Raw genomic sequence first — 21,955 nt, forward strand, 5'->3', positions numbered from 1 at the left:
CCCCCGGCCACCCACGCCGCGGGGCGTGCGGGCTGCTCGGGGCGCCCTACGGCCACCGCTTCAACTCGGCCAGAAGCGCCCGGAACACGACCGGACCGAGCAGAATCACACTCCCGCCCGGCACCTTGGAGTCCCGCACCCCCACACCTCCAGCGACCGGCGCCACTTCCACGCAGTTGCCGCCAAGGTTGTCGCTGTAACTAGACCGACGCCAGTTCAACTCCATCGTCCTCCCAGAACCTTTCGGACGAGACTCCGTGCTCCTACGACGACGGAAGCGCATCCGCCAGCAGCGCTGCCAGTCACCAGTGCTTGAGTTCGGTCAGGAGTGCGCGGAATGCGCCTGCGGTGAGGAGCAGGTGGGGCCTGTCCGGGTCTTTGGAGTTCCGCATGCCGATGGCGTCGGGGAACATGGCGACCTCCACGCACGCCCCTTCTTGATCGTTGCTTCGCCATGCTTTACGCCATGTCACCTGATCCATGTCGACGCCCTCCTCAAGGGGTTGGCCCTGGGTGAAGCGTGGGTGCGTGGCGCTGGGTTGTCCAGGCATGCCGTGGCCCCGGCCGTGCGCCAGGGGCCACGTGCCTGATTAGGGGATTACCGCTGCTTGAGGTCGGTCAGGAGCGTGCGGAATGCGGCCGGAGGGAGAAGGAGTTTGGGACCCTCCGGGTCTTTGGAGTCCCGAAGGCCCACACCTCCAGTGAGGGCGGCCAACTCCACGCAGGATCCCCCTTGGTCGTTGCTCTGCCGCGCTTTTCGCCACACCGTCATCTGCTCGTCCATCGCTCCTCAATTACCTTTCTTATGAACTCGCGTGAGGCGTCGCTGCTCAGTGCCTTGGCCTGCAAGGTTGAGAACGCCGTGACGATATGCAAGATATCGTCTCGATCGCTCGAAGTGACACCCCCAGTGGAGGTCTCCTGGTACAGGAGTTCTTCGCCGGTTGGTTGCGTCGCGAGATCGAACGAGCCGCTGATGCCTCGGTAGTAAGCAGTAGGGGCGATCTGAAGTGAGACGTTCTCCCATTGAGACACCTCGAGTAGGAACTCGAGCTGTTCGCGCATGATGTCCGGACCGCCGACTTCTCGCAGCAGGACGGCTTCTCCGATGACGACGCAGATCGTCGGTGCTGGTTCGCTCCTCAGGGCCTGCTGACGCCGCATGCGTCCTTCATAGGTGCTGTCGGCTGGCAGGAGCACACGCGCGTACCTCTGAGTTTGCAACAGACCGTAAACGAAGGTCTCGTGGTAGGCGCGCAGCAGTGCTGCGGTGGACTCGGCCTCTGAGTAGTCGGTGAAGAACTTGGGATGGGCGGACGACTTGAGGATGTCGTCCCAGGCGTCGCGAAGTGTGGTGCCGGTGCCGAGGGCCTCGTCCAAGCGCACGGCAAATTCCTGCCGGCAGCGAGTCGTCCCGTTCTCTACTTGTGCGATGTAGCTGCGGCTGACTGCGGCGCGTTTGGCCAGCTCTAGCCGTGATAGTCCAGCCTCCTGGCGAAGCCGCGTCACTTCTTGGCCGAAGGAGATCGTCTGACGCGTCGGCTTGCGTGCAGCCAAGTGGCGCACCTCCCTGGAACTGGCTCACACCTTCTGACAGCGGTGTGCGTGTGTTGGCGTTGTTCCGTGGCGACACTACGCCTCGCAGTGGATTCTGTGCACAGAGTCACGGAAATCCGGAGGTGATCGTTTATGCAGGGGCGTGCGGAGATCGTCGTCCCGGTTCGGGCGGAGTCGGTCAAATCGGCTCGGGACTGGACGGGGGACGTCCTGGAGAAGTGGGGGCAGGACGCCTACGTGGCGCAGGTCGTGGTGTCGGAGCTCCTCACCAACGTCTTGCAGCACACCGTGAGCACCTCGGCGACCGTGCGGCTCATTCAGGCGGACAGGGGCACCGTCGTGGAGGTGTGCGACTCCTCCGACGTCCTGCCGGCTCCGGGCTCGGTCGACCTGCTGAGCGAGGACGGGCGCGGGCTGGCGATGCTCGGCGCGCTCGTCAAGGAGTGGGGTGCGCAGCCCCTCGGAGGCGGCGGGAAGGCAGTGTGGGCGCTCCTACCTGACGGGGCGGCGTGAACGACGCCGACGCGCTGGCCCGGCTGCGGACGCGCTTTCCCGGCTGGGCCGTGTCGGTGGAGCGCGGCATGTGGCGGGCCTCGGGAAGACGGCTCATCTCGGCGTCGTCGCCGGAACTACTGGAGGCGGCGATGCGCGGCGAACCGCAGTTCTCTGCTGACCTCGTGGCTCGGAGGGTGCCGGTCAGGCGCATCGGCTCGTTGACGAGGGGCGACCGTGCTCGTCGCTCTGGGAGCCTGGATTCCCTCGCGCGGGGGATCGGCTCCGGTCGTGCGGGGGAGTTGCGCGGCGGGCGTTGCGGCGAGCGTGGAGGCATGCGACGTCACGAAGCCGCCGATGTGCACCTTGCCCCTGTGATCCCGCGCCGGGCCCGATGGATCGCCTACGCCATCCCCCTGTGCGTGCTGCCGTCCTCGATCTTCCGTCTCACGCTGATCCCTGACGACGCCACGATCGGCGAGGCGATCTACATCCCGGCGCTCAGTGCGGTTTCCTTCGCGTTCGGCCTGCTTGCACTCGCGCTGGTGCGTCCATGGGGCGAGGCGGTTCCCCGGTGGGTTCCGTTTGTGGGCGGCCGGACGCCCCCGGTGCGCATGGTGGTGGTCCCGTTCGCCACGGCCGCGGTGCTGATCACTCTGCTGGCCGCCTACGGCGGGCTGAACGCGGTGTTCGGGTTCGTGGATTCGGCGCCTGTACTCATCGGCAAGGAGCGCCCGGATCATCCTGCGGTCTCTGAAGACCTCGGCCTGCTCGGCGCGGCTTCTTATGCACCCATGCTGGCCTGGGGGCCGCTCATCGGAGCCGCGACCTTGTCCTATCACCGCCGCCGCACATCCACGCGCCCCGCAGGTGCATGGCTCCCCACCGCGTGACGACCGGCTCAGTCGTCCAGCACCTCGATCATCGGTAGCGTTCCGTCGATCCTCGCCCCCGCCGATTCCGGCGGGATGGCCTCGTCACCACGGACCGCCTTCGTGACCTTCATGGGTACATGGGGTGTCACCAGGTACTTTCCCGGCGGTAACAGATCATGGCCGGGAAGTACGATCCTTGTGGTGGTCGTCCAGCGGCTAATGTTGGCGCATTCCGCCTGCACGAACGGCTGCTGCTCACCCGTCGTGTCGCTCCGGACGGGGAGGATGATGGCGTTGGACGTCTTTTGCGGAATATCGCTGCGCTTCGTTGGCGGGATGCGGTAGAAGGCCATGAAATCAGAGCTTTTGATGTCCAGTTGGTTCTCGCCGAGTCCGATACCCCATTCGTACGGATGGCTATTGGGCGGGCTCACTTCTTCACCGGAGCAGCGGCGTTCGCCGCTCGGAGTGTAGTAAAGGCCCCCGGGAGTGCGTCCCCGGAACTCCTCCACGAGGCGTACTTCCGTCCCGGTCTTGGCTCTGGCGGGGGTCAGCGTGTACTTGAAGTCGATGTACGGGGTCTCGGCGGCGGGGAGGTTCGCCTGGCCGAGGAGGACACCGGGCTTGGTGAAGTACGCGTGCACCCCGGCATGATTCGTCCCGCCCACGCTCGGACCTGGCCAGAAGAGCCATGCCGCGATCACGCCGCCCACGCCCGCGGCCCCGATGCCGGCGGCGCCCTTCGCGCCGCCGATCTTGCTGAGGAAGCCCTTCGAGACGGAGGTGCCGGTCTTCGCCATGACATCCACCGACGTCGCGCCCTGCGCGAGACCTGCCGATATGTAGCCAGAGGCCGTGGACGCGGCCGCGCCGGTCGCCGACATGCCGGGGGCCAGCAAGGCGCTCCCGAGCATCGCCAAAGGGACGGCCGTTACCACCGTCGCGGCTATCGTGCCCAACGCGAGGATCCCGCGCCGTTCCCAGTCGGGCCCGTAGGCGCGGGCGGCGACCGCTTCGAGTTCGCTCACGAACTCGTAGGCGTTCCAAGTTCGGTCACTTGGACTTCGCGCCAAGCCTCGCCGGACGAGCGGGTGCAGCGGCTCGGGCACACGCTCGAAGGAGGTGAAACCCTCCTCGTGCGCAACCTTCAATTCGGCGAGAGCCGTGCCCCCGAAGGGCTTCCGCCCCGTAACGCACTCTACGAAGACGCATGTCGCCGCGTAGATGTCGGTCGCGGGAGTGGCGGGGCCGCCCGCCCATTGTTCGGGAGCCATGTAGGCGGGCGTCCCTGACCGGCCGCCCTGCCCGGTGAGTACGGCGATTCCGAAGTCGATGAGCTTGCTCTGCCCGTCGTCCTGGACGAGCACGTTCCCCGGCTTGTAATCGCGGTGGACGACCCCGGCCCCGTGCGCGGCCGCCAAGCCGAGTAGTGAGCCCTTCAACGTCGCCAGTGCCGCTTCAGGTGCTAGCGCCCCTTCGTGCTCGTCCAATACCTTGCGGAGCGGACGGCCCGGTACTGCCTCCAGGATGATCGCAGCGCCCCACGGGGATTCCAGGTAGTCGAGTAAGCGCGCCACATGCGGGTTGTTCACCCGCTTGAGCATCTGCGCCTCGTCGCGGAAGACGCTCTTGGCGGCCCTGTCGCCGAGCAGATCGGCGGCCAGGTACTTGATCGCGACCGGTGGACCGCCGGTCTGGTGCCGTGCGAGCACGACCTCGCCCTGGGCTCCCGTGCCCAACTTCGCCAGTTCGATGAAGCCGGGGAGTCGATGCTCGGCCGTTGTCATTGGCCCGTGTTCGTCTGGATCTCACCGACGGTGAGCGGGGTGGGCTCGGACTGGATCGGATTCTGCGGAAGGGTGGCGCCACCGGTGTCGCAGTCGACGCCCACGCACGTCCAGGCGACGTCCCAGACGATGGTCGCCGTGATCTCGTAGGCGCCACCGGGCTCCGCGGCAGACGAGCGTTTGAAGGTGTAGTTGCAGGTCTTGCCGTCTTCGCTGCCGGCGTCCTGGCAGATGAAGTCCTTCTTCTCTCCCAGGTCCCATGACACGAACTTGGGCTCGGCGGTCAGCTGGACTGTCTGCGCGCCGATGCTGATCGGCTTGGTCTCCACGTCGTCGAAACCCTCGACCCACAAGGATGTCCGCAGACCGACGAACGTCTTGTCCTTGGGCGCCGTGTGGACCACGACTTCGGGAAATCTGGTGGCGGCCTTGGCCATGGCGAGCAGGTCCGCGGTGGCGGGGGGCGCGGCGGCGGGCGGGTCCACGCCGGGGACCGGAACGACGCCTTGAGCCTGCTCGGGAGTCAGCCCCTCCGGCGGCGGAGGCAGCGTCGGGCCGCTGTTGCCGCTGCCTCCGGTCCCGCCACCGCCGCCTCCCGTGCCGGGCGTACGGACGATGAGATTGCAGTTCGCGAGTTCCCTCTGATCGACTGAGCAGCCTTCGGCCCGGGCCGGAACGGCGACGAGCAGAGGCAGCGCCAAGGCGATCGCCGTGACCGAGGCCGTGGCGGTCCGGCGCCCTGTGGGGGTGTGGGGCGGCATCGCGTGTCCTTCCCTGCGGACCGTCAGCATTGGCGGTCCCGGACGTTGGCGGCGACCTTCCAGGTGCCGGAGTCGTACTGGACGGTGGCCCGGTACACGTAGGCCCCGCCGCGGAGGGTCTCAGTCCGCTTGCCGGTCTTGGCGGAGTAGCGGTAGGCGGCGAGGGTGCGGACGCAGTCGATGACGTAGACCTTCGTGCTGTCCTTGGAGCGGGCGTAGACGCGGGGGTTGAACGTGTTCGCGAACCGCCAGATGACGCCCTTGGCCTTGGTGGCCTCGACGTCGTCCGTGACCTCGGTCAGGAGGGGGTCCATGGCGACGTCGGCCAGGCCGGATGGGTCGTTGGTGTCGTAGGCCTTCTTGTAGGCGTCCTGGTAGGCGCGGTAGCGCTTGAGGACGGTCTTGAACAGCTCCTCCGTCGGGACGGCCGAGGGGGCGTCGGCGACCTGGGACGGGGTGGCGGCGCCGTTGTCGAGGGAGCCGTTCGGGTCGAGGCGGCCGTTCGAGGACGAGCCGGACGATCCGCACCCCGCGACGGCCAGCAGGGACGCGGCGGCGAGCAGGGAGGCGGCGCGGCTTGACCGGAGCGGGGAGGAACGTACCAACCGGGCGCGCATCGTCTTCCTTGAGCGGCAGCCGACAACGGGGCGGAATACGCGGAAAGCTTACAGAGGAGCGTGGGGCGGGAAAAGGGCTTCGTTGCGAAACAGTTTGACCTCGACCTTGGTTGAGGTAGCACGCTGGCGGTGGTCACCACTGACAGGAGGGTTCCGATGCGTGCGGTGTGGTTGCGGGAGTTCGGCGGGCCGGAGGTGCTCGTGCCCGGGGAGGCGCCCGATCCGGTCGCGGGGGACGGGCAGGCGCTCATCGATGTGGAGTTCGTCAACATCACGTTCGTCGAGACGCAGCTGCGGTCCGGGACGGGGCCGGCGCCGGTGAAGCTGGAGCCGCCCGTGATCCCCGGCAACGGGGTCGGGGGTGTGGTCGCGGCGGTCGGCGGCGGTGTGGACGCGGGGCTCGTCGGGCGGCGGGTCGTGAGCAGCACCGGGGGCAGTGGCGCCTATGCGGAGAAGGTGGCCGTCGACGCCGAGGGCCTGTTCGAGGTGCCGGACGGGCTCGCGCTCGACGACGCCGTGGCCCTGCTCGCCGACGGCCGGACGGCGTCGATGATGGTCGACGCGGCCGGTCCGCGTCCGGGGGAGCGGGTGCTGGTGGAGGCGGCGGCCGGCGGGGTCGGGACGCTGCTCGTCCAGCTGGCGAAGGCGCGGGGCGCGGTGGTCGTCGCGGCGGCCGGGGGTGCGAGCAAGGCCGAGGTCGCGATGGGGCTCGGCGCGGACGAGGCGGTCGACTACCGCGAGGCCGGCTGGGCCGGGAAGGCCGGTGCGGTGGACGTGGTGTTCGACGGCGTCGGCGGTGATGTGGCGCGGGAGGCGTTCACGCTGCTGCGGAGCGGTGGGCGGATGGTCAGTTTCGGGCTGGCGTCCGGTGAGTGGGCGAGCATCCCGGAGGAGGGCGCCGCGGAACGGGGCGTGACGCTCGTCCGGCCGCAGGCCACGCCTGAGCGGCTCCGGGAGTTCACCGTGAGCGCGCTTGAGGAGGCCGCCCAGGGGCGGCTTCGGCCTGTCATCGGCCGTCGGTTCCCGCTTGAGGACGCGGCCGACGCCCACAGGGCGATCCAGTCGCGGGCGACGGTCGGCAAGACGCTGCTGGAGGTCCGGCCGGGCTAGGCGACCTTCTTCAAGAAGGACTGGAGGTTCGTTTCGTAGGCCGAGGGGTCGACGTTCCACGATTCGGTGTGGTCGCCCGGTGTGGGGACGTGCGTCACCATGCCGGGCGGTGCCGTGCGGGCGAAGGTGTAGGCGGGGCCGTTGGCGACGGTGGCGTCGTCCCTGGTGGTGAAAAGGAGGACGGGGGTGCGCAGGCGGGGCGCGAAGCGGCGCTGGTCGTAGTCGGTCAGGTCGATGCCGATGCGCCACTCCAGGACCTGCTTGGCCACGTCCGTCATGAAGCCCGGCAGGTTGCGGGCGGCGCCCTGCTTGTCCAGGGTGGCGCTCCAGTCGAGGACGGGGGAGTCCAGGACGACGCCCCGCACGAACGACGGGTCCTTGCGCAGGGCCGTCATCACCATCGCGCCGCCCATCGACCATCCGTACAGGACGACACCGGTCGCGCCGTGTGCGCGCGCGTAGCCCATCGCGGAGATGACGTCGTGCCATTCGGTGTCGCCGAGATGGTTCTTGCGGTCGCCGGACGAAGGCGCGCCCACGTCGTTGCGGTACGCGATGGACATCAACGGCATGCCCATCTCGTGCACCGACTTCATGACGCGGAAGGTCTCCGCCTTGTCGGCGTTCCGTCCGTGGACGGCGATGACCCATGTCCCCTTGGAGGACGCTCCAGGCACCACCCACGCCGGCATGGGCCCCGCCTTGGACGGATACGTGACGTCCTCGAAGGGCAGCCCCAACGCCGTCTTGGGGTCGCCGTCGTACATCCAGTGGTCGATGGCGGCGGGCGCGCCCTTCACCAGGGAGCCCGCGATGACCGACGAGACCTTCCGGACGACGTGCCCGTCGTCGCCGCCGACGACCGGACCGAGCACGGCGCGGCCGTCCTTCCAGACGAGTGCCCAGGTCCCGGGGCGCTCGGTCACCGGGACGCGGGGGAGGGTGACGGTGCCGTCCGCCGCGTCCACGATGGTGAGCGGGTACTCGGCGGTGTGGTCGACCTCGATCGCGACGCCCGCGAAGTACCAGCCCACTCCGCCGACCGCCGCGAACAGCAGCACGGCGAGCGCGACGAACGTCGCCATCAGCGGGCGGACGAGGCGGCGGCGCCGCGGGCGGACCGGCGGTTCGGGCGGCGCCGGTGCCGGGGACTCTGGGGCTTCGGTCGACACGACATACGAAGTTAGCTTCTCCCGGGCACCGCGAAAGCCCGGGTCACCCCGTGGTGCGGATCATCTGCCGGTCAGGTGCCATCAAGGACACCCCCCGGAGTACCCCTCAGGCGGTGCCGATGGCGGACACCAGGCCCAGCGCGAGCACCAGGTCCAGATGGATGAACGTCTCCAGTCTCGCGCCCGGCGGCACGTCCGGGTCGGCGGCGAGCCGGTCGAGGACGGCGAGCGCGCCCGGAGTGTCCAGGTCGTCGGCGAGCGCGGCCTCCGCCCGGTTCGCGTACTCCCGGTTCAGGGGACGGCCCGGGGACGTCGCCCACTCGGCGACCTTGCCGCGCCACGCGTCCAGCCGTTCGGCCGCTGCGGAGAGACGCGCGTCGGTGAGGTCGGCAGGCTCCCGGTAGGGGGTCTCCAGCATCGCCAGACGGGCGGCCACCGCGTCCGAAACCGCCGTGCCCGTCTCGGTGGGCACCGTTAGGCACAGGGCGTCCACAGTGGTGTCTGCGGAGACGTACACGTCGGCGTCGGGGAGTGGCTCGTCGAGTACCTCGAACGGGGCGACACCGTAGTCGTCGGAGGCACCGCCATGAGGGGTGCTCACCAGGCGGACGCGGCGCCCGCCCCGCTGCGCCACCCGGCGCAGCAGGTCCGCGACCACCAGCGTGCGGTAGCCCGCACCGGGCAGGGCCTGGACGCGCAGTCCCTGCCCGGCCGGTAGCGGTTCCGTGCGTCCCGTCCGGTGGTCGTACAAGCGCAGCATGGCTCCCACACTAGGCGGGCGCCTGCGCGAGCCTCAGAGCGGGCGGTCGGACGCCAGGGGGCCGAACGGCAGCGGTGCGGCGCCGTCCGAGCGGCGGACGGCGGCGAACCGCAGCCGCACGTAGTCGGCGACCCATCCGGACTCGCGGCGCAGCGCGGGCGCGGCGAGGTCGTTGACGCGGTCGAGCAGCGGGTCGACCATCTCCGGCGGGACGTCCGCGAGCGCGCGCGCGGCGTAGGCGCGGACCCAGTCGGCGGCGCCGTTCGGGCCCTCGGTCATCCGGGTCGGGCGCTCGGCGTGCTCCAGCAGCCGCAGCGTGAACCCGCCCTCCTCCAGCTTCGCCGCGTACTCGGCCGGCGAGGGGAAGTACCAGGGCAGCTCGGGCTCGCCCAGGCCGAACACCCGCCAGGCCGTCTGCATCGCGACGATCAGCTCGGCGCAGTTCCCGGCGCCGCCCAGCTCGCCGACGAACCGGCCGCCGGGGCGCAGCGCCGCGTGCACCCGGCCGATCACGGCGTCGGGGTCGCGGGTCATCCAGTGCAGCGCCGCGTTGGAGGCGACCGCGTCGAAGGACTCGCCGACGGCGAAGTCGTGGGCGTCGCCGACGATGAAGGACAGCCCGGGTTGCATGGCGGTCGCCTGCGCGACCATCTCCGGGTTGCCGTCGATGCCCAGCACCTCGGCGCCCCGCTCTGCGATCTCCGCGCTGAACGCCCCGGTGCCGCACCCGAGATCGATGATCCGTTCGCCGGGCTGCGGATCGAGCAGGTCGACCAGGGGCGCGCCGTGCGCGGAGACGTACCCGAAGGCGGAGTCGTACGTCGTCACGGCCCAATTCACTGTCATAATTTATCGGAGAAAGTCCTGCGGGGAGGCGGCGTTGGGAATGGCGGACGTCACGTCCGAGGTCCGGATCACCGGCGCGGAGCGTCCGGACGGCCTGACGCTGCGCACCGTCGGCCTGGCCGCGCGGGGCCTGCCCGAGCTGTGCGCCGAGGGCCTGCCGCCGTATCTGGGGGACGGCTGGGCGCGCGTCCTCGGGCTCGCGGCGCAGCGGCTGGCGGCGACCGGCGAGCCGCCCGCCGAGCTCGCCCCCGGCGTCGGGATCCGGTTCGAGCCCGCCGGGGACGGGGCGCTCGTCGCCGTCCCGCCGACGGGACGCGACGCCGCCGAGTGGCGCCGGGACGTCCTGCTCCGGCTGTTCCCCGAGGCCCGAAGCTGAAGGCTCGTTCTAGAATCGAGTTCTGTCCAGCGTGAGAGGGGCTCGCAGGTGCCGTACCAGGAGCAGGGGCCGTCCGGGGAGCAAGGGTCGTACCGGGAGATCGAGTACGAGGTTCGCGACGGGACCGCCACCGTCACGCTGAACCGCCCGCAGAAGATGAACGCCTACACCTTCACCATGCGCAACGAGATGCTCGACGTCTTCGACCGCATCGACGCCGACGACGACGTGCGCGCCGTCGTGGTGACCGGCGCGGGCCGCGCGTTCTGCGCGGGCGCCGACCTGAGCGGCGGCGGCGACACCTTCGACAAGGAGAAGTCGAAGGACATGTTCGCCGGCGAGGACGACGTCCTGGAGGACGGCACCCCGCGCGACGGCGGCGGCACGGTCGCGCTGCGCATCGCCCGCTGCCTCAAGCCCGTCATCGGCGCGTTCAACGGCGCCGCGGTCGGCGTCGGCGTCACCATGACCCTCCCGATGGACGTCCGGCTCGCCAGCGAGAAGGCCAAGTTCGGCTTCGTGTTCGCGCGGCGCGGCATCGTCACCGAGGCCGCGTCCAGCTGGTTCCTGCCGCGCCTCGTCGGCATCGCGCAGGCCATGGAGTGGGCCGCGACGGGCCGCGTGTTCGACGCCCGGGAGGCCCTCGCGGGCCGCCTGGTGTCCCGCGTGTACGCGCCGGACGAGCTGCTCCCCGCCGCCTACGCCCTCGCCCGCGAGATCGCCGACAACACCTCGGCGGTGTCGGTCGCCGCGATCCGCCGGCTGATGTGGTCGGGACTGTCCGCGCCGTCGCCGTGGGACGCGCACGCCGCCGACTCCCGGCTGATGGCCGCGCTCGGCGGCGGCGCCGACGCGATCGAGGGCGTCTCGTCCTTCCTGGACAAGCGCGACGCCGCCTTCCCGATGCGCGTCAGCAAGGACCTCCCGCCCGAAGTGCCCGACTGGCCCGTCCGCTGACCCATCGCCCGGCGGCCGCCGGCGAGGGCGGCCGCCGGGCGGGTGTCAGGGGCGCTGCCCGGGGCGCTGGACCATGGCCGTCGCCTCCAGGGCCGTGTCCACCAGCACCTTCCCGGCCGGGACGTGCTTGGGCTTCATGACCGGCCTGGACGTCGGCGTGCTCTTTCCCAGCGAGTACGGGAGCATCTGCGCCTTGACGTTCACGAGGCGCATGCCCCGGTAGGTGTAGGTGTCGGGATCAAGGATGAACTCGGTGCGGACGCCGTCCCCGCCGGTCCTGGTCAGGCCCACGCCGGGGCGTCCGAGCGCGTCCCGCACGCCCTGCCGGATCTCGATGCCGGGGATCCGCGCGAGGGTGCGGAAGATGGCGGCGCGCCCGGGCTCCGGCATGGCCTGCTCAAGGCTCAGGTAGTGGCCGAGCCGCGCGAAGACCCATTGGTCGCGGCCTTGCCGGAACCCGGCCGTCCCCATCTCGGCGGCGTACTCGTCGGCCCGCTTCCGCATCGCGGACAGCTGGTCCCCCGGAGTCATCGGCAGCGTGCGGAGGTAGTCGTACCACTGGGCGGGGGTCCGCTCCTCGCTGTCCGTTCCGGTCTTGACCCAGCCCTCGTCCTCGATCTCCAGCTTCGGCTTCCCGTCCGCCCCCATGGTGTAGTCGGCGCTCTTCAGGCCGTCGAAGCGCGTCCAGGTCTCCCGCTGCAGCTCGTACCGGGGCGCCCTCGGGTCGGCCCCGGCGTTGTAGACCTTCGTGTAAATCCACTGGTGGTCTCCCGGACGGTGGTCGAACCGCTGGTCGACGTCCCGCGCGGCGCTCTCCAGGAACGCGGCGGCGCTCACGGGGGTCGCGGAGACCGGTGGCCGCCCGCCGCCCTCCCGCGCCGGGCCGCCGTCCAGGACGGCGATCGCCGCCGGCACCCCCAGTACGGCGACGGCGGTACCGGCCGCCGCGAGCCGCCAGGCCGGGACGCGCGGCCCGGACCGCCTCCCGGACCGCCTCCCGGACGCCGCCGCCACCAGCCGGGCGCGGCCGGACGCCAGCCGCGCCGCGTCGGGCTCCGGGACCTCGTCGCGCAGCGCGCGGACCCGCTCCTCGATGTCGTTCATTCATCCTCCTCTTGGACGAGCGTCGGGTCGGCCCCGCCGAGCGCCTCGCGGACCTTGCGCCGGGCGCGGTTCAGCCGGGAGCGCACCGTCCCCAGCGGGATGGACAGCGCCTCGGCGACCTGCTGGTAGGAGAGGTCCGCCCAGGCGACGAGCAGCAGCACGTCCCGGTCCCGGGCGGACAGCCCGGCCAGCGCGCCCGCCAGCTCCCGGGAGGACGCGGACGCGCTCACCCGGGCGTCCGCCCCCTCCATGGGGTCGGTGACCGGGTCGGTCCCGGTCCGGGCCAGGGCGCGCAGCATCCGCGTCTCGGACCTGCGGTGCTTGCCGACCAGGTTGGCGGCGATCCCGTAGAGCCAGGGCAGGGCGTCCGGCCGGGCCGGGTCGTAGCGCGCCCGCCGCCGGAACGCCGCCAGGAACGTCTCGGCCACCACGTCGTCGGCGGCCTGGTCGCCGAGGCGCCGCCGGACGTACCGGTGGACGGCCGGCGCGTGCCGGTCGTACAGCGTGGCGAAGACCTCGGGTTCGCGCAGGGACCGTTCGATCAGGCCCGCGTCGTCTAGCGCGGGCGCCGCCGGTGCGTCCCGTGAGCTGATGGTCATACGGCTCCGTCCTCTACGCCGGCCCGTGCGGGATGCCGCCCGCTCGCCGTCGTCACCCGTCATCAACCGTCATCACCCGCATCACGGGACAGAGTTCACGTTCTTCTGGCCTTGGCGGTGTGTGTCGTATGGGTGACGGAGGGTATTAGCCGCCCGAAAGCGACATGTTCGGGGGTGCGTGGTGCAGATCAGGAAATACGCTGCCATCGGCGCCGGACTGCTGCTCCTCGCGGGATGCAGCCACGCGGACAAGCGGCAGGCCAGGACGGCGGGGCAGCATGCCGCGCTGGGGAACAAGACGCAGGCGCCGCGCAAGCCGACGCCGCCACCGCCGCGGAAGATCGACTGCGACCGGGTGAAGTGCGTCGCGCTCACGTTCGACGACGGCCCCGGCCCCTACACGGCGGGCCTGCTCGACACGCTGAAGAAGGACGGTGCGCGCGCCACGTTCTTCATGCTCGGCGAGAACGTCGGCGCGCACGCCGCCGTGGTGCGCCGGATGGCGCTCGAAGGGCACGAGCTGGCCAACCACAGCTGGTCCCATCCGCAGCTCACCGGGCTGTCGTCCGCCGAGGTGCGGTCGCAGATCCAGCGCACGCAGCAGGTCATCGCGCAGGCGTCGGGCGGGGTGCGGCCGACGCTGATGCGCCCGCCGTACGGGGCGACGAACAAGCGCGTCGGGCGCGACATCGGGATGCCGCTGATCCTGTGGAGCGTCGACACGCTCGACTGGCGCTACCGCGACGTCGCGCGCGACACCCGGGTCGGGATCAAGGAGCCGAAACCCGGCGGCATCGTCCTGTACCACGACATCCACAAGGCGAGCGTGGAGTCCATCCCGAAGGTGGTGGACGGCCTGAAGAAGCGCGGGTTCACGTTCGTCACCGTGTCGGAGCTGTTCCAGGGGCAGAAGCTCGTGCCGGGCACGACCTACACCGAGCGGCTGAAGCCCGCGCCGGTCACGGCGAGCCCGCCGCAGGCGGGGCCGTCCGGCGGGCCGGTGAGCCCCGCGCCGACACGCCCGGCGAGCCCGGCGCCGTCCAGTACCGGCTGACCGGCGGGAACATCGGCACGGCCGACCGCGTCAGCCGTCCTCCGGTTCCTCTCGGCGGGGGCGGCGGCGCGGCGGCGGACGCGGCGGGACGACCTTCGCCGCGACCATGATCTCCTCGGGGACCTCGACCAGTTCGCCGTCGCGGCGGCGCACCATGAGGATCTTGCCGGACCACGATTCGAGTACGCCGACGACGTCGCTGTACTCTCCCGTTGGCAGACGGCGGCGCAGCGAGATCCGCTGGCCCACGTCCGCGCCACTGATGGACACCACCAGGCGCGCGGCGAAGCGGGCGGACATGTGAGGACCCCCATGTCGAATCGACTGAGCCGTCGTGGCCATACTATTCACAGCGAGCTTGCGGTGAGCCGTGACGTGCGGCGGGGCCGGAAATCCGAGAGGAGTCACTGACGTGACCTACGTCATTGCGCAGCCCTGCGTGGACCTGCTCGACAAGGCATGCATCGAGGAGTGCCCGGTCGACTGCATCTACGAAGGGAAGCGTCAGCTCTACATCCACCCGGACGAGTGCGTCGACTGCGGTGCGTGCGAGCCGGTTTGCCCGGTTGAGGCCATCTACTACGAGGACGACGTCCCCGACCAGTGGAAGGACTTCTACAAGGTGAACGTGGAGTTCTTCGACGACCTCGGCTCGCCGGGCGGCGCGTCGAAGGTCGGAAAGATCGACAAGGACCACCCGATCGTCGCCGCGCTGCCTCCGCAGAGCCACGACGACTGAGCCGGGGGACCGGGGGGCGCACCCGGCGCGGGCGCGCTCCGCAGGTCTCCCTGCGTCGATTTCTCCGGGCCGCGGCCTCCCCGGGTTCGGGAGGGCCGCGGCCCGTCGGCCGTGCGGGCCCGCGCGCGGCCGTGCACGGTCCTGGGCCGCCGTGCCAGGTCTTGAGCGAAGGAGCAGGTCAGTGTTCACGTTGCCGGACTTTCCGTGGGATCGGCTCGCGCCCTACAAGGAGCGGGCGCTGGCGCACGCGGACGGCATCGTCGACCTGTCCGTCGGGACGCCCGTCGACCCGACGCCCGCGCCGGTCCGGGAGGCGCTCGCCGCGGCCGCCGACGCGCCCGGCTACCCGCAGACCTACGGGACGCCCGCGCTGCGCGAGTCGGTCGCGGGCTGGCTGCGCCGCCGCGCCGGCGTGTCCGGCGCCGACCCGGACGCGGTGCTGCCCGTCATCGGCACCAAGGAACTCGTCGCCTGGCTGCCGACGCTGCTCGGCGCCGGCCCCGGCGACAAGGTCGTCTTCCCCGAACTGGCCTACCCGACCTACGACGTGGGGACGCGCCTCGCCGGCGCGACGCCCGTCCCGGCGGACGGGCTGCTCGCGCTCGGCCCGGTGAAACCGAAGATCGTGTGGGTGAACTCGCCGTCCAATCCGACCGGCAAGGTGCTGCCCGCCGAGCACCTGCGCAAGGTCGTGGCGTGGGCGCGCGACCGCGGCGCGGTCGTGGTCAGCGACGAGTGCTACCTGGAGTTCGGCTGGGACGAGGCCAACCCGCCGGTGTCGGTCCTGCACCCGGACGTGTGCGGCGGCTCCCACGAGGGCCTGCTCGCCGTCAACTCGCTCTCCAAGCGCTCCAACATGGCGGGCTACCGGGCCGGGTTCGTCACCGGCGACCTCGCGATCGTGAAGCGGCTGCTGGAGGTCCGCAAGCACGCCGGCATGATCGTCCCGGCGCCGGTGCAGGCCGCGATGGCGGTCGCGTTCGCCGACGACGCGCACGTGGACGAGCAGCGCGCGCGCTACGCCCGCCGCCGCGCCGCCCTGCGCGCCGCGTTCGAGCGGCACGGGTTCCGGATCGACCACTCCGAGGCGTCGCTGTACCTGTGGGCGACGCGGGACGAGCCGTGCTGGGACACCGTCGCCCACCTGGCGTCCCTCGGCGTCCTCGTCGGCCCCGGCGAGTTCTACGGCGCGGGCGGCGCCCGGCACATCCGGATCGCCTTCACCGCGACCGACGAGCGCGTCGCCGCCGCCGCCGACCGCCTCTGACGCGGCCCGCGGGCGCCGCCGCCCGGCTCTCGGGTCTCCTCGTCACGGACGGTGTCGGGTCGGTTGCGGCCTTGCATCGGATGCGGCGTTTCCGTATGAAACCGCCGGATCATTTGATACGTCTCATCGCGGTATGGGCTTGCAGTCCTCCAGTCGGTAGGATCCGCTGGTCTGCGCCCGGCATGTCGACGAAATGATGGAGGTGTCCGTGGGCGGAACGGCGATAGTTGTTCTACTGGCGCTGATCCTTGTCGCTTTGATCGTGCTCATCGTCGTCCTGCTGCGACGTCGTTCGAGCGCCCCGTCCCCCGCTCCGGCCCCCGCCGCGCCCCGCGACCCGTTCGCCGCCGAGGACCAGGTGGCCGGCGACCCGCGGACCCTCAAGGCCGGCGACATGGTCGAGTACCTCGGCACCCGCTACTTCGTGCGCGGCTCGCTGCGGCTGAAGGAGGGCGGCTTCACCTGGAGCGAGCACCTCCTGGACGCCGACACCATCGAGGGCACCAAGGTGTGGGTCTCCGTCGAGGAGGACCCCGACCTCGAGGTCGTCTGGTGGACCGAGCACGACGCCGGCGACCTGACCCCCGGCGAGAAGACGATCGTCGTGGACGGCGTCGAGTACCGCCGCGACGAGCACGGCACCGCCGACTACACCAGTGAGGGCACGACCGGCGTCGGCGTCCAGGGCCGGGTGGAGTACGTCGACTACGAGGGCCCGCGCGGCAGATACCTGTCGTTCGAGCAGTACGGCGGCGGCCAGTGGGAGGCGGGCCTCGGCGAGCGCGTCCCGACCGGATCGATGACGATCTACCCCGGTGGCGGTAGCTGAGTTGCGCGCGACCCTCGACACCCCCTACGCGGACGCGCGCGCGGACGGGCTCTCGTTCGTGCTCGGGCTGCCGCCGCTCACGGCCCTCGCCGTGCTGCCGCTGGAGCGGGCGGGCCTCGCCGTGGAGATGCGCCTGCTCGGCGCGTCCCACCAGGTCATCGCGGGCCCGCTGAGCGAGACGGTGGCGTGCCTGCCCGACCGCGCCGAGCCGCTGCCGGGACGCGCCGCCACCAGCGTGCCCGGCTGGGCCTACGACTTCGCCGCGACGACCGCCGCGCACAGCGACGGGACGGCGTTCGCCCGCGCCGTCGAGGCCGTGTGCGCGCGGCTCGCGGACCGCGGTGACGCGCTGACCGGGGCGTTCCCCGGCTCCCCGCACGCCGTCACCGCACTGGCCATGGAAGAGACGCAGGAACCCGGCTTCGGCTGGCGGACCTGGCACGCCTACCCCCAGACCCGGGAGATCGTGATGACGCGCAGCCGGTTGGTGAGACCCTCGTGAACAGCAGAGACCGGGCGACGAACAGTAACCGGGCGAACGGCAGGTACCGGGCGGCGGGTGCGGTGGCGGCCGCCGCCGTGGCCGCCGTGGCCCTCACCGGCTGCGGCCAGTCGCAGTCGTCGTGGATCGGCGACAAGTACTCCCGCGTCAGCGCCGACACCTACCGGTCGTCGAAGGCCCCGCAGTCGGTCGCCGGGGAGATCAGCAAGAAGTTCAAGCCGATCGACCGGGTGGACGACATGACCACCAAGGGCGCCGCGGGCGGCATCTTCCTGCGCTACCCGAAGCTCGTCGTCGGCGTCCTGCCGAACGGCGCGGGCAGCCGGATCACGGTCGACAAGCCCCGCCGCGGCTACAACCGCTACTACTCCCATGTCGGCGGGCACTGGGCGAGTCCCGGCAGCAACGGATGGAACAGCAGAGGCGCCGCGTCGTTCCGGGGCGGCGGCCCAGGGTCGGGCAAATGAGGAGCGACAGATGAACGACGACATCCTTCAGGAGATCGGCGCGACGTTCGCCTACGGCGCGGTCGGCATCGCGCTGATGGCGCTCGGCTACCTGGTGGTGGAGGTGACGACGCCCGGCAGGCTCGGCAAGCAGATCTGGACCGAGGGCAACCGCGGCGCCGCGCTGCTGCTGGCGGCCAAGCTCCTCGGCATCGGCGCGATCGTCACCACCGCGATCGTCACCAGCGACAGCGACCTGTCCGAGGGCCTGATCGACACGGCCGTGTTCGGCGCGTGCGGCATCGTGCTGATGATCGTCGCGTACTTCCTGCTGGACGTGACCACGCCGGGCAAGCTCGGCGCGACGCTGGTGAACGCCGACGGCGCCGGCACCGCCATCCACCCGGCGGGCTGGGTCGTCGCCGCCGCCGACCTCGGCGTCGCCGCGATCGTGGCCGGGGCGGTCTCCTGACGTCCCGCGACCTGGACCAGGCCGTCCCGGACCAGTCCGACGTGGGCCAGTCCGACGTGGCGCGAGCCGACCTGGAGGAAACCGCCCCGGCGCCCGCTCCGGCGGGCCGGCCGGGGCGGTCGCGCGTGCCCGCCCGACTCGCGCGCACCCTGATCCTCGCGGCGGTGTTCACGTGCGCGGCGTGCGGGCTGGTGTACGAACTGGCGCTGGTCGCGCTCGGCAGCTACCTGGTCGGCAACTCCGTCACGCAGGCGTCGATCGTCCTGTCGGTGATGGTGTTCGCGATGGGCGTCGGGTCGCTGGCGGCGAAGCCGCTGCAGGGCCGCGCGGTCGTCGCGTTCGCGGTCGTGGAGGGCGCGCTCGCGCTGATCGGCGGGGTGTCGGTCCTCGTGCTGTACGCGGCGTTCGCGTGGCTCGACCTGTACGTCCCGGCGCTGGTGGTGGTCGCGTTCGCGGTCGGCGCGCTGATCGGCGCGGAGATCCCGCTGCTGATGACGCTGCTCCAGCGCATCCGCAAGCAGGACGCCGGGTCGGCGGTCGCGGACCTGTTCGCCGCCGACTACGTGGGCGCGCTGGTCGGCGGGCTCGCGTTCCCGTTCCTGCTGCTGCCGGCGTTCGGCCACATCAAGGGCGCGCTGCTGGTCGGGGTCGTGAACGCGGTCGCCGGGATGGCGGTCGTGCTGTGGCTGTTCCGCCGCGACGTCGGGCGCGTCGCGCGGGCCGCGCTGGCGCTCGGCATGGTCGCGGTCCTCGCCGTCCTCGGCGGGACGTACGCGCTCGCCGACGGCTTCGAGGTGTCGGCGCGGCAGGCGCTCTACAGCGACCCGATCGCGCTGTCCAAGCGCACGGAGTACCAGGAGATCGTGATCACCCGGCAGGCCGGGCTCGGGCCGTCGGACCTGCGGCTGTTCCTCAACGGCGACCTGCAGTTCTCGTCGGTGGACGAGTACCGCTACCACGAGTCGCTCGTCCACCCGGTGATGGCGGGGCCGCACGGCAGGGTACTGATCCTGGGCGGCGGGGACGGCCTGGCGCTGCGCGAGGTGCTGCGGTACAAGGACGTCCGCAGCGCGACGCTGGTCGAACTCGACCCGGAGATGCTGCACCTCGCCCGCACCTACGAGCCGATCGTGTCGCTGAACCGCCGCTCGTTCGAGGACCCGCGCGTCCGGACGGTCGCCGCCGACGCGTTCTCGTGGCTGCGCGGCCTGCGCGAGCAGTTCGACGCGGTCATCGTGGACATGCCCGACCCCGACGACGTGTCCACGGCCAAGCTGTACTCGGTCGAGTTCTACGGGATGGTGAAGCGGGCCCTCGCGCCGGGCGGGCGGATGGTCGTCCAGTCGGGGTCGCCGTACTTCGCGCCCAAGTCGTTCTGGAGCATCGAGAAGTCGATCGCGGCGGCCGGTTTCGCGGTGAACCCGTACCACGTGGACGTGCCGAGCTTCGGCGACTGGGGCTTCGTCCTCGCGGCGGCCGGGAAGCGGCCGCCCGCGCTGCGGCTCGCGCCCGGCGTCCCCGGCGGCCTGCGCTTCCTCGACGGCTCCGTGCTCCAGGCGGCGACGGTGTTCCCCAAGGACCGCCGCGGCCGCGACGTCGAGGTCAACACGCTCGTCCACCCGCGCCTCGTCGAGTACGAGGGCGAGGAGTGGAAGAACTCCTAGCCGGGCGCCCGGCTAGTCGGGGACCGATTGGCGGATGGCCTTGTCCACGGCCCGCTGGAACGACGTCACCAGCGACTGGATCATCAGCGGCTTGAGCTTGCCCGCCATCTCCATGAGCTGCTCGCGCTCCTGCGGCGCCCGCCCGCCCTCCCGGTAGGGCCGGACGACGGTGTCCTGGAAGACCTGCTGGAGTTCGGCGGCCAGCGCGGTCGTGTGCCGGTCGACGGCCTCATGGGAGGCGATCAGCGTGTCGAGGGGCATCGGCAGCGCGGCCAGCTCGGCGCTGATCCCGAGCAGCGCGGGGCTGACGACCCGGATGACGTCCTCCGACACGTGCTCGACGACCCCGAGCGCCTCCAGCCGCTTGATCGTCGCGTCGTCGAGGTGGCGGCCGGCCCGCCGGTCGAGTTCGTGGCGGTCGAGGTCCTCCGGCCGCTCCGGCGCCCAGGGCGACAGCAGCGCGCGCTGGAGCGCGAGGTCTTCGGCGGGGGCGTCCAGGGGAATCTTCTTGAGGTGCTTCTCGATGGAGGCGAGGGTGAGCCCGAGCGACTGGAGCTCCCGGACGAGTTCGAGCCGCGCGAGGTGGTCGGGGCCGTAGAGGCCGGTGCGCCCGCGCAGGCGGGGCGGGGGGAGCAGGCCGCGCCCGGCGTAGAACCGCACGGTGCGGACGGTGACCCCGGCGCGCGAGGCCAGCTCGTCGACGGTGAGCTCCATCCCGCCTCCCTCTATGTGACAGCACCAGTGTTACATTAACCGTGTATCAGCACGTACTTACTTGAGGGAGACCGCCGGATGGGACGGGACATCTACACCGAGGAGCACGGGGCCTTCCGCGACATGGTGCGCTCCTTCATCGCCAAGGAGGCCGCGCCGCACCACGAGCAGTGGGAGAAGGACGGGATCGTCTCGCGCGAGGTGTGGCTGGCGGCCGGCCGCGCGGGCCTGCTCGGCATCGACATGCCGGAGGAGTACGGGGGCGGCGGCAACGACGACTACCGCTACTACGTCATCTTCAACGAGGAGCTGGCGAGGGCCGGCGTCCACGGTCCCGGCTTCGCCGTGCACAACGACATCAACGGCGGCTACCTGCGCCAGCTCTGCACGGACGAGCAAAAGGCCCGCTGGTTCCCGGGCTACTGCTCCGGTGAGATCATCACGGCGATCGCGATGACCGAGCCCGCCGCCGGGTCCGACCTCCAGGGCATCAAGACCACCGCGATCAAGGACGGCGACGACTACGTCCTGAACGGGTCGAAGACGTTCATCTCCAACGGCATCCTCGCCGACCTCGTCATCGTCGTCGCGAAGACCGACCCGGCCGCCGGGTCGAAGGGCGTCAGCCTCCTCGCCGTCGAGCGCGGCATGGCGGGCTTCGAGCGCGGCCGCAACCTCGACAAGGTCGGCATGCACGCGCAGGACACCGCCGAGCTGTTCTTCGACAACGTCCGCGTCCCGAAGGAGAACCTCCTCGGCGAGGAGGGCATGGGCTTCATCTACCTGATGACCAACCTCGCCCGCGAGCGGCTGTCCATCGGCGCGACCGCGATGGCCGCCGCCGAGGACGCCTTCGAGCAGACCCTCGAGTACTGCAAGACGCGCGAGGCGTTCGGCCGTCCGATCGGCAAGTTCCAGCACAACCGCTTCACGCTCGCCGAGATGAAGACGGAGCTGACCGTCGCCCGCTCCTTCACCGACGAGTGCATCGTCAAGGAGGGCGAGGGCGAGCTGACCGCCGACGAGGCCGCCATGCTCAAGTGGTGGAACACCGAGCTGCTCAAGCGGGTCGTCGACCGCTGCGTCCAGCTCCACGGCGGGTACGGCTACATGACCGAGTACCCGATCGCCAAGGCGTACCAGGACGTCCGCATCCAGACCATCTTCGGCGGCACGACCGAGATCATGAAAGAGATCATCGGCCGCGGCCTCGGCATCTGACCGGCGGGCCGACCCCCGCTGGCCGGCGCCGGCC

At 71.1% G+C, this 21,955-nt stretch carries 28 protein-coding genes; 14 read left to right on the forward strand and 14 right to left on the reverse strand.

Annotated features, from left to right (window positions below; translation table 11 throughout):
* Positions 1-46: 46 nt before the first annotated feature.
* The 4 genes from HUT06_RS09430 to HUT06_RS09445 all read right to left on the reverse strand — a co-directional run bounded on the left by HUT06_RS09430 (position 47) and on the right by HUT06_RS09445 (position 1,557).
* Positions 47-283, reverse strand: coding sequence for a DUF397 domain-containing protein (locus tag HUT06_RS09430; RefSeq protein WP_368406963.1), 237 nt, complete (start codon positions 281-283; stop codon positions 47-49).
* A gap of 19 nt (positions 284-302) precedes the next feature.
* A complete protein-coding gene (locus tag HUT06_RS09435) occupies positions 303-482 on the reverse strand; it encodes a DUF397 domain-containing protein (RefSeq protein ID WP_176195367.1) in 180 nt (59 codons plus the stop codon).
* Positions 483-598: 116 nt separating this feature from the next.
* Positions 599-784 (reverse strand): DUF397 domain-containing protein, encoded by a 186-nt coding sequence (locus HUT06_RS09440; RefSeq protein ID WP_176195368.1) that lies wholly within the window; start codon positions 782-784, stop codon positions 599-601.
* On the reverse strand, positions 769-1,557 hold the full coding sequence (locus HUT06_RS09445) for a helix-turn-helix transcriptional regulator (protein WP_176195369.1): 789 nt from the start codon (positions 1,555-1,557) through the stop codon (positions 769-771). Before HUT06_RS09445 ends, HUT06_RS09440 begins: the two co-directional genes overlap by 16 nt.
* Before the next feature lie 132 nt (positions 1,558-1,689).
* Here HUT06_RS09445 and HUT06_RS09450 point away from each other — a divergent pair, with 132 nt between their 5' ends.
* Both HUT06_RS09450 and HUT06_RS44445 read left to right on the forward strand, forming a co-directional pair.
* Positions 1,690-2,070: an ATP-binding protein gene (locus tag HUT06_RS09450; protein ID WP_176195370.1), complete on the forward strand. Its 381-nt coding sequence runs from the start codon at positions 1,690-1,692 to the stop codon at positions 2,068-2,070.
* Positions 2,067-2,942 carry a hypothetical protein gene (locus HUT06_RS44445; RefSeq protein WP_254715071.1) on the forward strand — a complete coding sequence of 292 codons (876 nt, stop codon included), beginning with the start codon at positions 2,067-2,069 and terminating at the stop codon, positions 2,940-2,942. The genes HUT06_RS09450 and HUT06_RS44445 overlap by 4 nt, the downstream gene beginning before the upstream one ends.
* Positions 2,943-2,950: 8 nt before the next feature.
* Here the strand turns inward: HUT06_RS44445 and HUT06_RS09460 are convergent, their stop codons facing one another.
* From HUT06_RS09460 to HUT06_RS09470, 3 genes are read right to left on the reverse strand one after another with little or no spacing between them, the layout of a single operon-like run.
* On the reverse strand, positions 2,951-4,711 hold the full coding sequence (locus HUT06_RS09460; protein ID WP_176195371.1) for a serine/threonine-protein kinase: 1,761 nt from the start codon (positions 4,709-4,711) through the stop codon (positions 2,951-2,953).
* Positions 4,708-5,472, reverse strand: a complete 765-nt coding sequence (locus HUT06_RS09465; RefSeq protein WP_176195372.1) for a hypothetical protein — start codon at positions 5,470-5,472, stop codon at positions 4,708-4,710. The genes HUT06_RS09460 and HUT06_RS09465 overlap by 4 nt, the downstream gene beginning before the upstream one ends.
* 23 nt (positions 5,473-5,495) lie before the next feature.
* Complete coding sequence (locus HUT06_RS09470; protein ID WP_176195373.1) at positions 5,496-6,089, reverse strand: hypothetical protein; 594 nt, start codon at positions 6,087-6,089, stop codon at positions 5,496-5,498.
* Positions 6,090-6,245: 156 nt separating this feature from the next.
* On the opposite strand from HUT06_RS09470, the gene HUT06_RS09475 reads away from it, so the two are divergent.
* Complete coding sequence (locus HUT06_RS09475) at positions 6,246-7,199, forward strand: zinc-binding dehydrogenase (protein WP_176195374.1); 954 nt, start codon at positions 6,246-6,248, stop codon at positions 7,197-7,199.
* On the opposite strand, the gene HUT06_RS09480 is transcribed toward HUT06_RS09475, so the two are convergent.
* The 3 genes from HUT06_RS09480 to HUT06_RS09490 form a co-directional block, all read right to left on the reverse strand.
* A complete protein-coding gene (locus tag HUT06_RS09480) occupies positions 7,196-8,371 on the reverse strand; it encodes a S9 family peptidase (protein WP_176195375.1) in 1,176 nt (391 codons plus the stop codon). The two genes, HUT06_RS09475 and HUT06_RS09480, sit on opposite strands and share 4 nt — an antisense overlap.
* 106 nt (positions 8,372-8,477) lie before the next feature.
* Positions 8,478-9,131, reverse strand: coding sequence for a hypothetical protein (locus tag HUT06_RS09485; protein WP_176195376.1), 654 nt, complete (start codon positions 9,129-9,131; stop codon positions 8,478-8,480).
* 33 nt (positions 9,132-9,164) lie between these two features.
* Positions 9,165-9,959, reverse strand: a complete 795-nt coding sequence (locus HUT06_RS09490; protein WP_254715072.1) for a class I SAM-dependent methyltransferase — start codon at positions 9,957-9,959, stop codon at positions 9,165-9,167.
* Positions 9,960-10,017: 58 nt separating this feature from the next.
* On the opposite strand from HUT06_RS09490, the gene HUT06_RS09495 reads away from it, so the two are divergent.
* Together HUT06_RS09495 and HUT06_RS09500 are read left to right on the forward strand one after the other, a co-directional pair.
* Positions 10,018-10,353 carry a hypothetical protein gene (locus tag HUT06_RS09495; RefSeq protein ID WP_176195378.1) on the forward strand — a complete coding sequence of 112 codons (336 nt, stop codon included), beginning with the start codon at positions 10,018-10,020 and terminating at the stop codon, positions 10,351-10,353.
* Between the two features lie 48 nt (positions 10,354-10,401).
* A complete protein-coding gene (locus HUT06_RS09500; RefSeq protein WP_176195379.1) occupies positions 10,402-11,310 on the forward strand; it encodes a crotonase/enoyl-CoA hydratase family protein in 909 nt (302 codons plus the stop codon).
* A 45-nt stretch (positions 11,311-11,355) separates the two neighbouring features.
* Here HUT06_RS09500 and HUT06_RS09505 read toward each other — a convergent pair whose 3' ends face one another.
* Both HUT06_RS09505 and HUT06_RS09510 read right to left on the reverse strand, forming a co-directional pair.
* Complete coding sequence (locus HUT06_RS09505) at positions 11,356-12,414, reverse strand: CU044_5270 family protein (protein ID WP_176195380.1); 1,059 nt, start codon at positions 12,412-12,414, stop codon at positions 11,356-11,358.
* Positions 12,411-13,013, reverse strand: coding sequence for an RNA polymerase sigma factor (locus tag HUT06_RS09510; protein ID WP_176195381.1), 603 nt, complete (start codon positions 13,011-13,013; stop codon positions 12,411-12,413). Before HUT06_RS09510 ends, HUT06_RS09505 begins: the two co-directional genes overlap by 4 nt.
* A 181-nt stretch (positions 13,014-13,194) precedes the next feature.
* On the opposite strand from HUT06_RS09510, the gene HUT06_RS09515 reads away from it, so the two are divergent.
* On the forward strand, positions 13,195-14,067 hold the full coding sequence (locus HUT06_RS09515; protein WP_254715073.1) for a polysaccharide deacetylase family protein: 873 nt from the start codon (positions 13,195-13,197) through the stop codon (positions 14,065-14,067).
* A 30-nt stretch (positions 14,068-14,097) separates the two neighbouring features.
* Here the strand turns inward: HUT06_RS09515 and HUT06_RS09520 are convergent, their stop codons facing one another.
* Positions 14,098-14,367 (reverse strand): hypothetical protein, encoded by a 270-nt coding sequence (locus HUT06_RS09520; RefSeq protein WP_176195382.1) that lies wholly within the window; start codon positions 14,365-14,367, stop codon positions 14,098-14,100.
* Positions 14,368-14,479: 112 nt separating this feature from the next.
* Between HUT06_RS09520 and fdxA the strand changes: the two genes are divergently transcribed.
* The 7 genes from fdxA (at position 14,480) to HUT06_RS09555 (ending at position 19,986) form a co-directional block, all read left to right on the forward strand.
* Positions 14,480-14,806 (forward strand): ferredoxin, encoded by a 327-nt coding sequence (gene fdxA / locus HUT06_RS09525; RefSeq protein WP_067632891.1) that lies wholly within the window; start codon positions 14,480-14,482, stop codon positions 14,804-14,806.
* A gap of 181 nt (positions 14,807-14,987) precedes the next feature.
* Positions 14,988-16,073, forward strand: a complete 1,086-nt coding sequence (gene dapC, locus HUT06_RS09530) for a succinyldiaminopimelate transaminase (protein WP_176195383.1) — start codon at positions 14,988-14,990, stop codon at positions 16,071-16,073.
* A 193-nt stretch (positions 16,074-16,266) separates the two neighbouring features.
* Positions 16,267-16,902, forward strand: a complete 636-nt coding sequence (locus HUT06_RS09535) for a DUF4178 domain-containing protein (RefSeq protein ID WP_176195384.1) — start codon at positions 16,267-16,269, stop codon at positions 16,900-16,902.
* Positions 16,889-17,404 carry a DUF2617 family protein gene (locus HUT06_RS09540; RefSeq protein ID WP_254715074.1) on the forward strand — a complete coding sequence of 172 codons (516 nt, stop codon included), beginning with the start codon at positions 16,889-16,891 and terminating at the stop codon, positions 17,402-17,404. The genes HUT06_RS09535 and HUT06_RS09540 overlap by 14 nt, the downstream gene beginning before the upstream one ends.
* Entirely contained in the window at positions 17,401-17,871 is a 471-nt protein-coding gene (locus HUT06_RS09545) for a DUF4247 domain-containing protein (protein WP_176195385.1), read from the forward strand. Before HUT06_RS09540 ends, HUT06_RS09545 begins: the two co-directional genes overlap by 4 nt.
* Before the next feature lie 10 nt (positions 17,872-17,881).
* Complete coding sequence (locus HUT06_RS09550) at positions 17,882-18,322, forward strand: DUF350 domain-containing protein (RefSeq protein ID WP_176195386.1); 441 nt, start codon at positions 17,882-17,884, stop codon at positions 18,320-18,322.
* Positions 18,323-18,447: 125 nt separating this feature from the next.
* Positions 18,448-19,986, forward strand: a complete 1,539-nt coding sequence (locus HUT06_RS09555; protein ID WP_254715075.1) for a polyamine aminopropyltransferase — start codon at positions 18,448-18,450, stop codon at positions 19,984-19,986.
* A 12-nt stretch (positions 19,987-19,998) separates the two neighbouring features.
* Here the strand turns inward: HUT06_RS09555 and HUT06_RS09560 are convergent, their stop codons facing one another.
* Entirely contained in the window at positions 19,999-20,700 is a 702-nt protein-coding gene (locus tag HUT06_RS09560) for a MerR family transcriptional regulator (protein ID WP_176195387.1), read from the reverse strand.
* A gap of 78 nt (positions 20,701-20,778) precedes the next feature.
* On the opposite strand from HUT06_RS09560, the gene HUT06_RS09565 reads away from it, so the two are divergent.
* The gene (locus HUT06_RS09565; protein ID WP_176195388.1) at positions 20,779-21,921 is read left to right on the forward strand and encodes an acyl-CoA dehydrogenase family protein; all 1,143 of its coding nucleotides are present in this window, start codon (positions 20,779-20,781) and stop codon (positions 21,919-21,921) included.
* The last annotated feature ends 34 nt before the right edge of the window (positions 21,922-21,955 follow it).

The sequence above is a fragment of the Actinomadura sp. NAK00032 genome, from assembly GCF_013364275.1.
Taxonomy (GTDB): domain Bacteria; phylum Actinomycetota; class Actinomycetes; order Streptosporangiales; family Streptosporangiaceae; genus Spirillospora.

Coding starts and splice junctions, on each gene's coding strand:
- HUT06_RS09550 (WP_176195386.1), top strand. CDS start 17,882: ATGAACGACGACATCCTTCAGGAGATCGGCGCGACGTTCGCCTACGGC.
- HUT06_RS09485 (WP_176195376.1), bottom strand. CDS start 9,131: ATGCTGCGCTTGTACGACCACCGGACGGGACGCACGGAACCGCTACCG.
- HUT06_RS09475 (WP_176195374.1), top strand. CDS start 6,246: ATGCGTGCGGTGTGGTTGCGGGAGTTCGGCGGGCCGGAGGTGCTCGTG.
- HUT06_RS09495 (WP_176195378.1), top strand. CDS start 10,018: ATGGCGGACGTCACGTCCGAGGTCCGGATCACCGGCGCGGAGCGTCCG.
- HUT06_RS09450 (WP_176195370.1), top strand. CDS start 1,690: ATGCAGGGGCGTGCGGAGATCGTCGTCCCGGTTCGGGCGGAGTCGGTC.
- HUT06_RS09510 (WP_176195381.1), bottom strand. CDS start 13,013: ATGACCATCAGCTCACGGGACGCACCGGCGGCGCCCGCGCTAGACGAC.
- HUT06_RS09565 (WP_176195388.1), top strand. CDS start 20,779: ATGGGACGGGACATCTACACCGAGGAGCACGGGGCCTTCCGCGACATG.
- HUT06_RS09440 (WP_176195368.1), bottom strand. CDS start 784: ATGGACGAGCAGATGACGGTGTGGCGAAAAGCGCGGCAGAGCAACGAC.
- HUT06_RS09560 (WP_176195387.1), bottom strand. CDS start 20,700: ATGGAGCTCACCGTCGACGAGCTGGCCTCGCGCGCCGGGGTCACCGTC.
- HUT06_RS09520 (WP_176195382.1), bottom strand. CDS start 14,367: ATGTCCGCCCGCTTCGCCGCGCGCCTGGTGGTGTCCATCAGTGGCGCG.
- HUT06_RS09465 (WP_176195372.1), bottom strand. CDS start 5,472: ATGCCGCCCCACACCCCCACAGGGCGCCGGACCGCCACGGCCTCGGTC.
- HUT06_RS09535 (WP_176195384.1), top strand. CDS start 16,267: ATGATGGAGGTGTCCGTGGGCGGAACGGCGATAGTTGTTCTACTGGCG.
- HUT06_RS09505 (WP_176195380.1), bottom strand. CDS start 12,414: ATGAACGACATCGAGGAGCGGGTCCGCGCGCTGCGCGACGAGGTCCCG.
- HUT06_RS09470 (WP_176195373.1), bottom strand. CDS start 6,089: ATGCGCGCCCGGTTGGTACGTTCCTCCCCGCTCCGGTCAAGCCGCGCC.
- HUT06_RS09460 (WP_176195371.1), bottom strand. CDS start 4,711: ATGACAACGGCCGAGCATCGACTCCCCGGCTTCATCGAACTGGCGAAG.
- HUT06_RS09430 (WP_368406963.1), bottom strand. CDS start 283: ATGCGCTTCCGTCGTCGTAGGAGCACGGAGTCTCGTCCGAAAGGTTCT.
- HUT06_RS09435 (WP_176195367.1), bottom strand. CDS start 482: ATGGATCAGGTGACATGGCGTAAAGCATGGCGAAGCAACGATCAAGAA.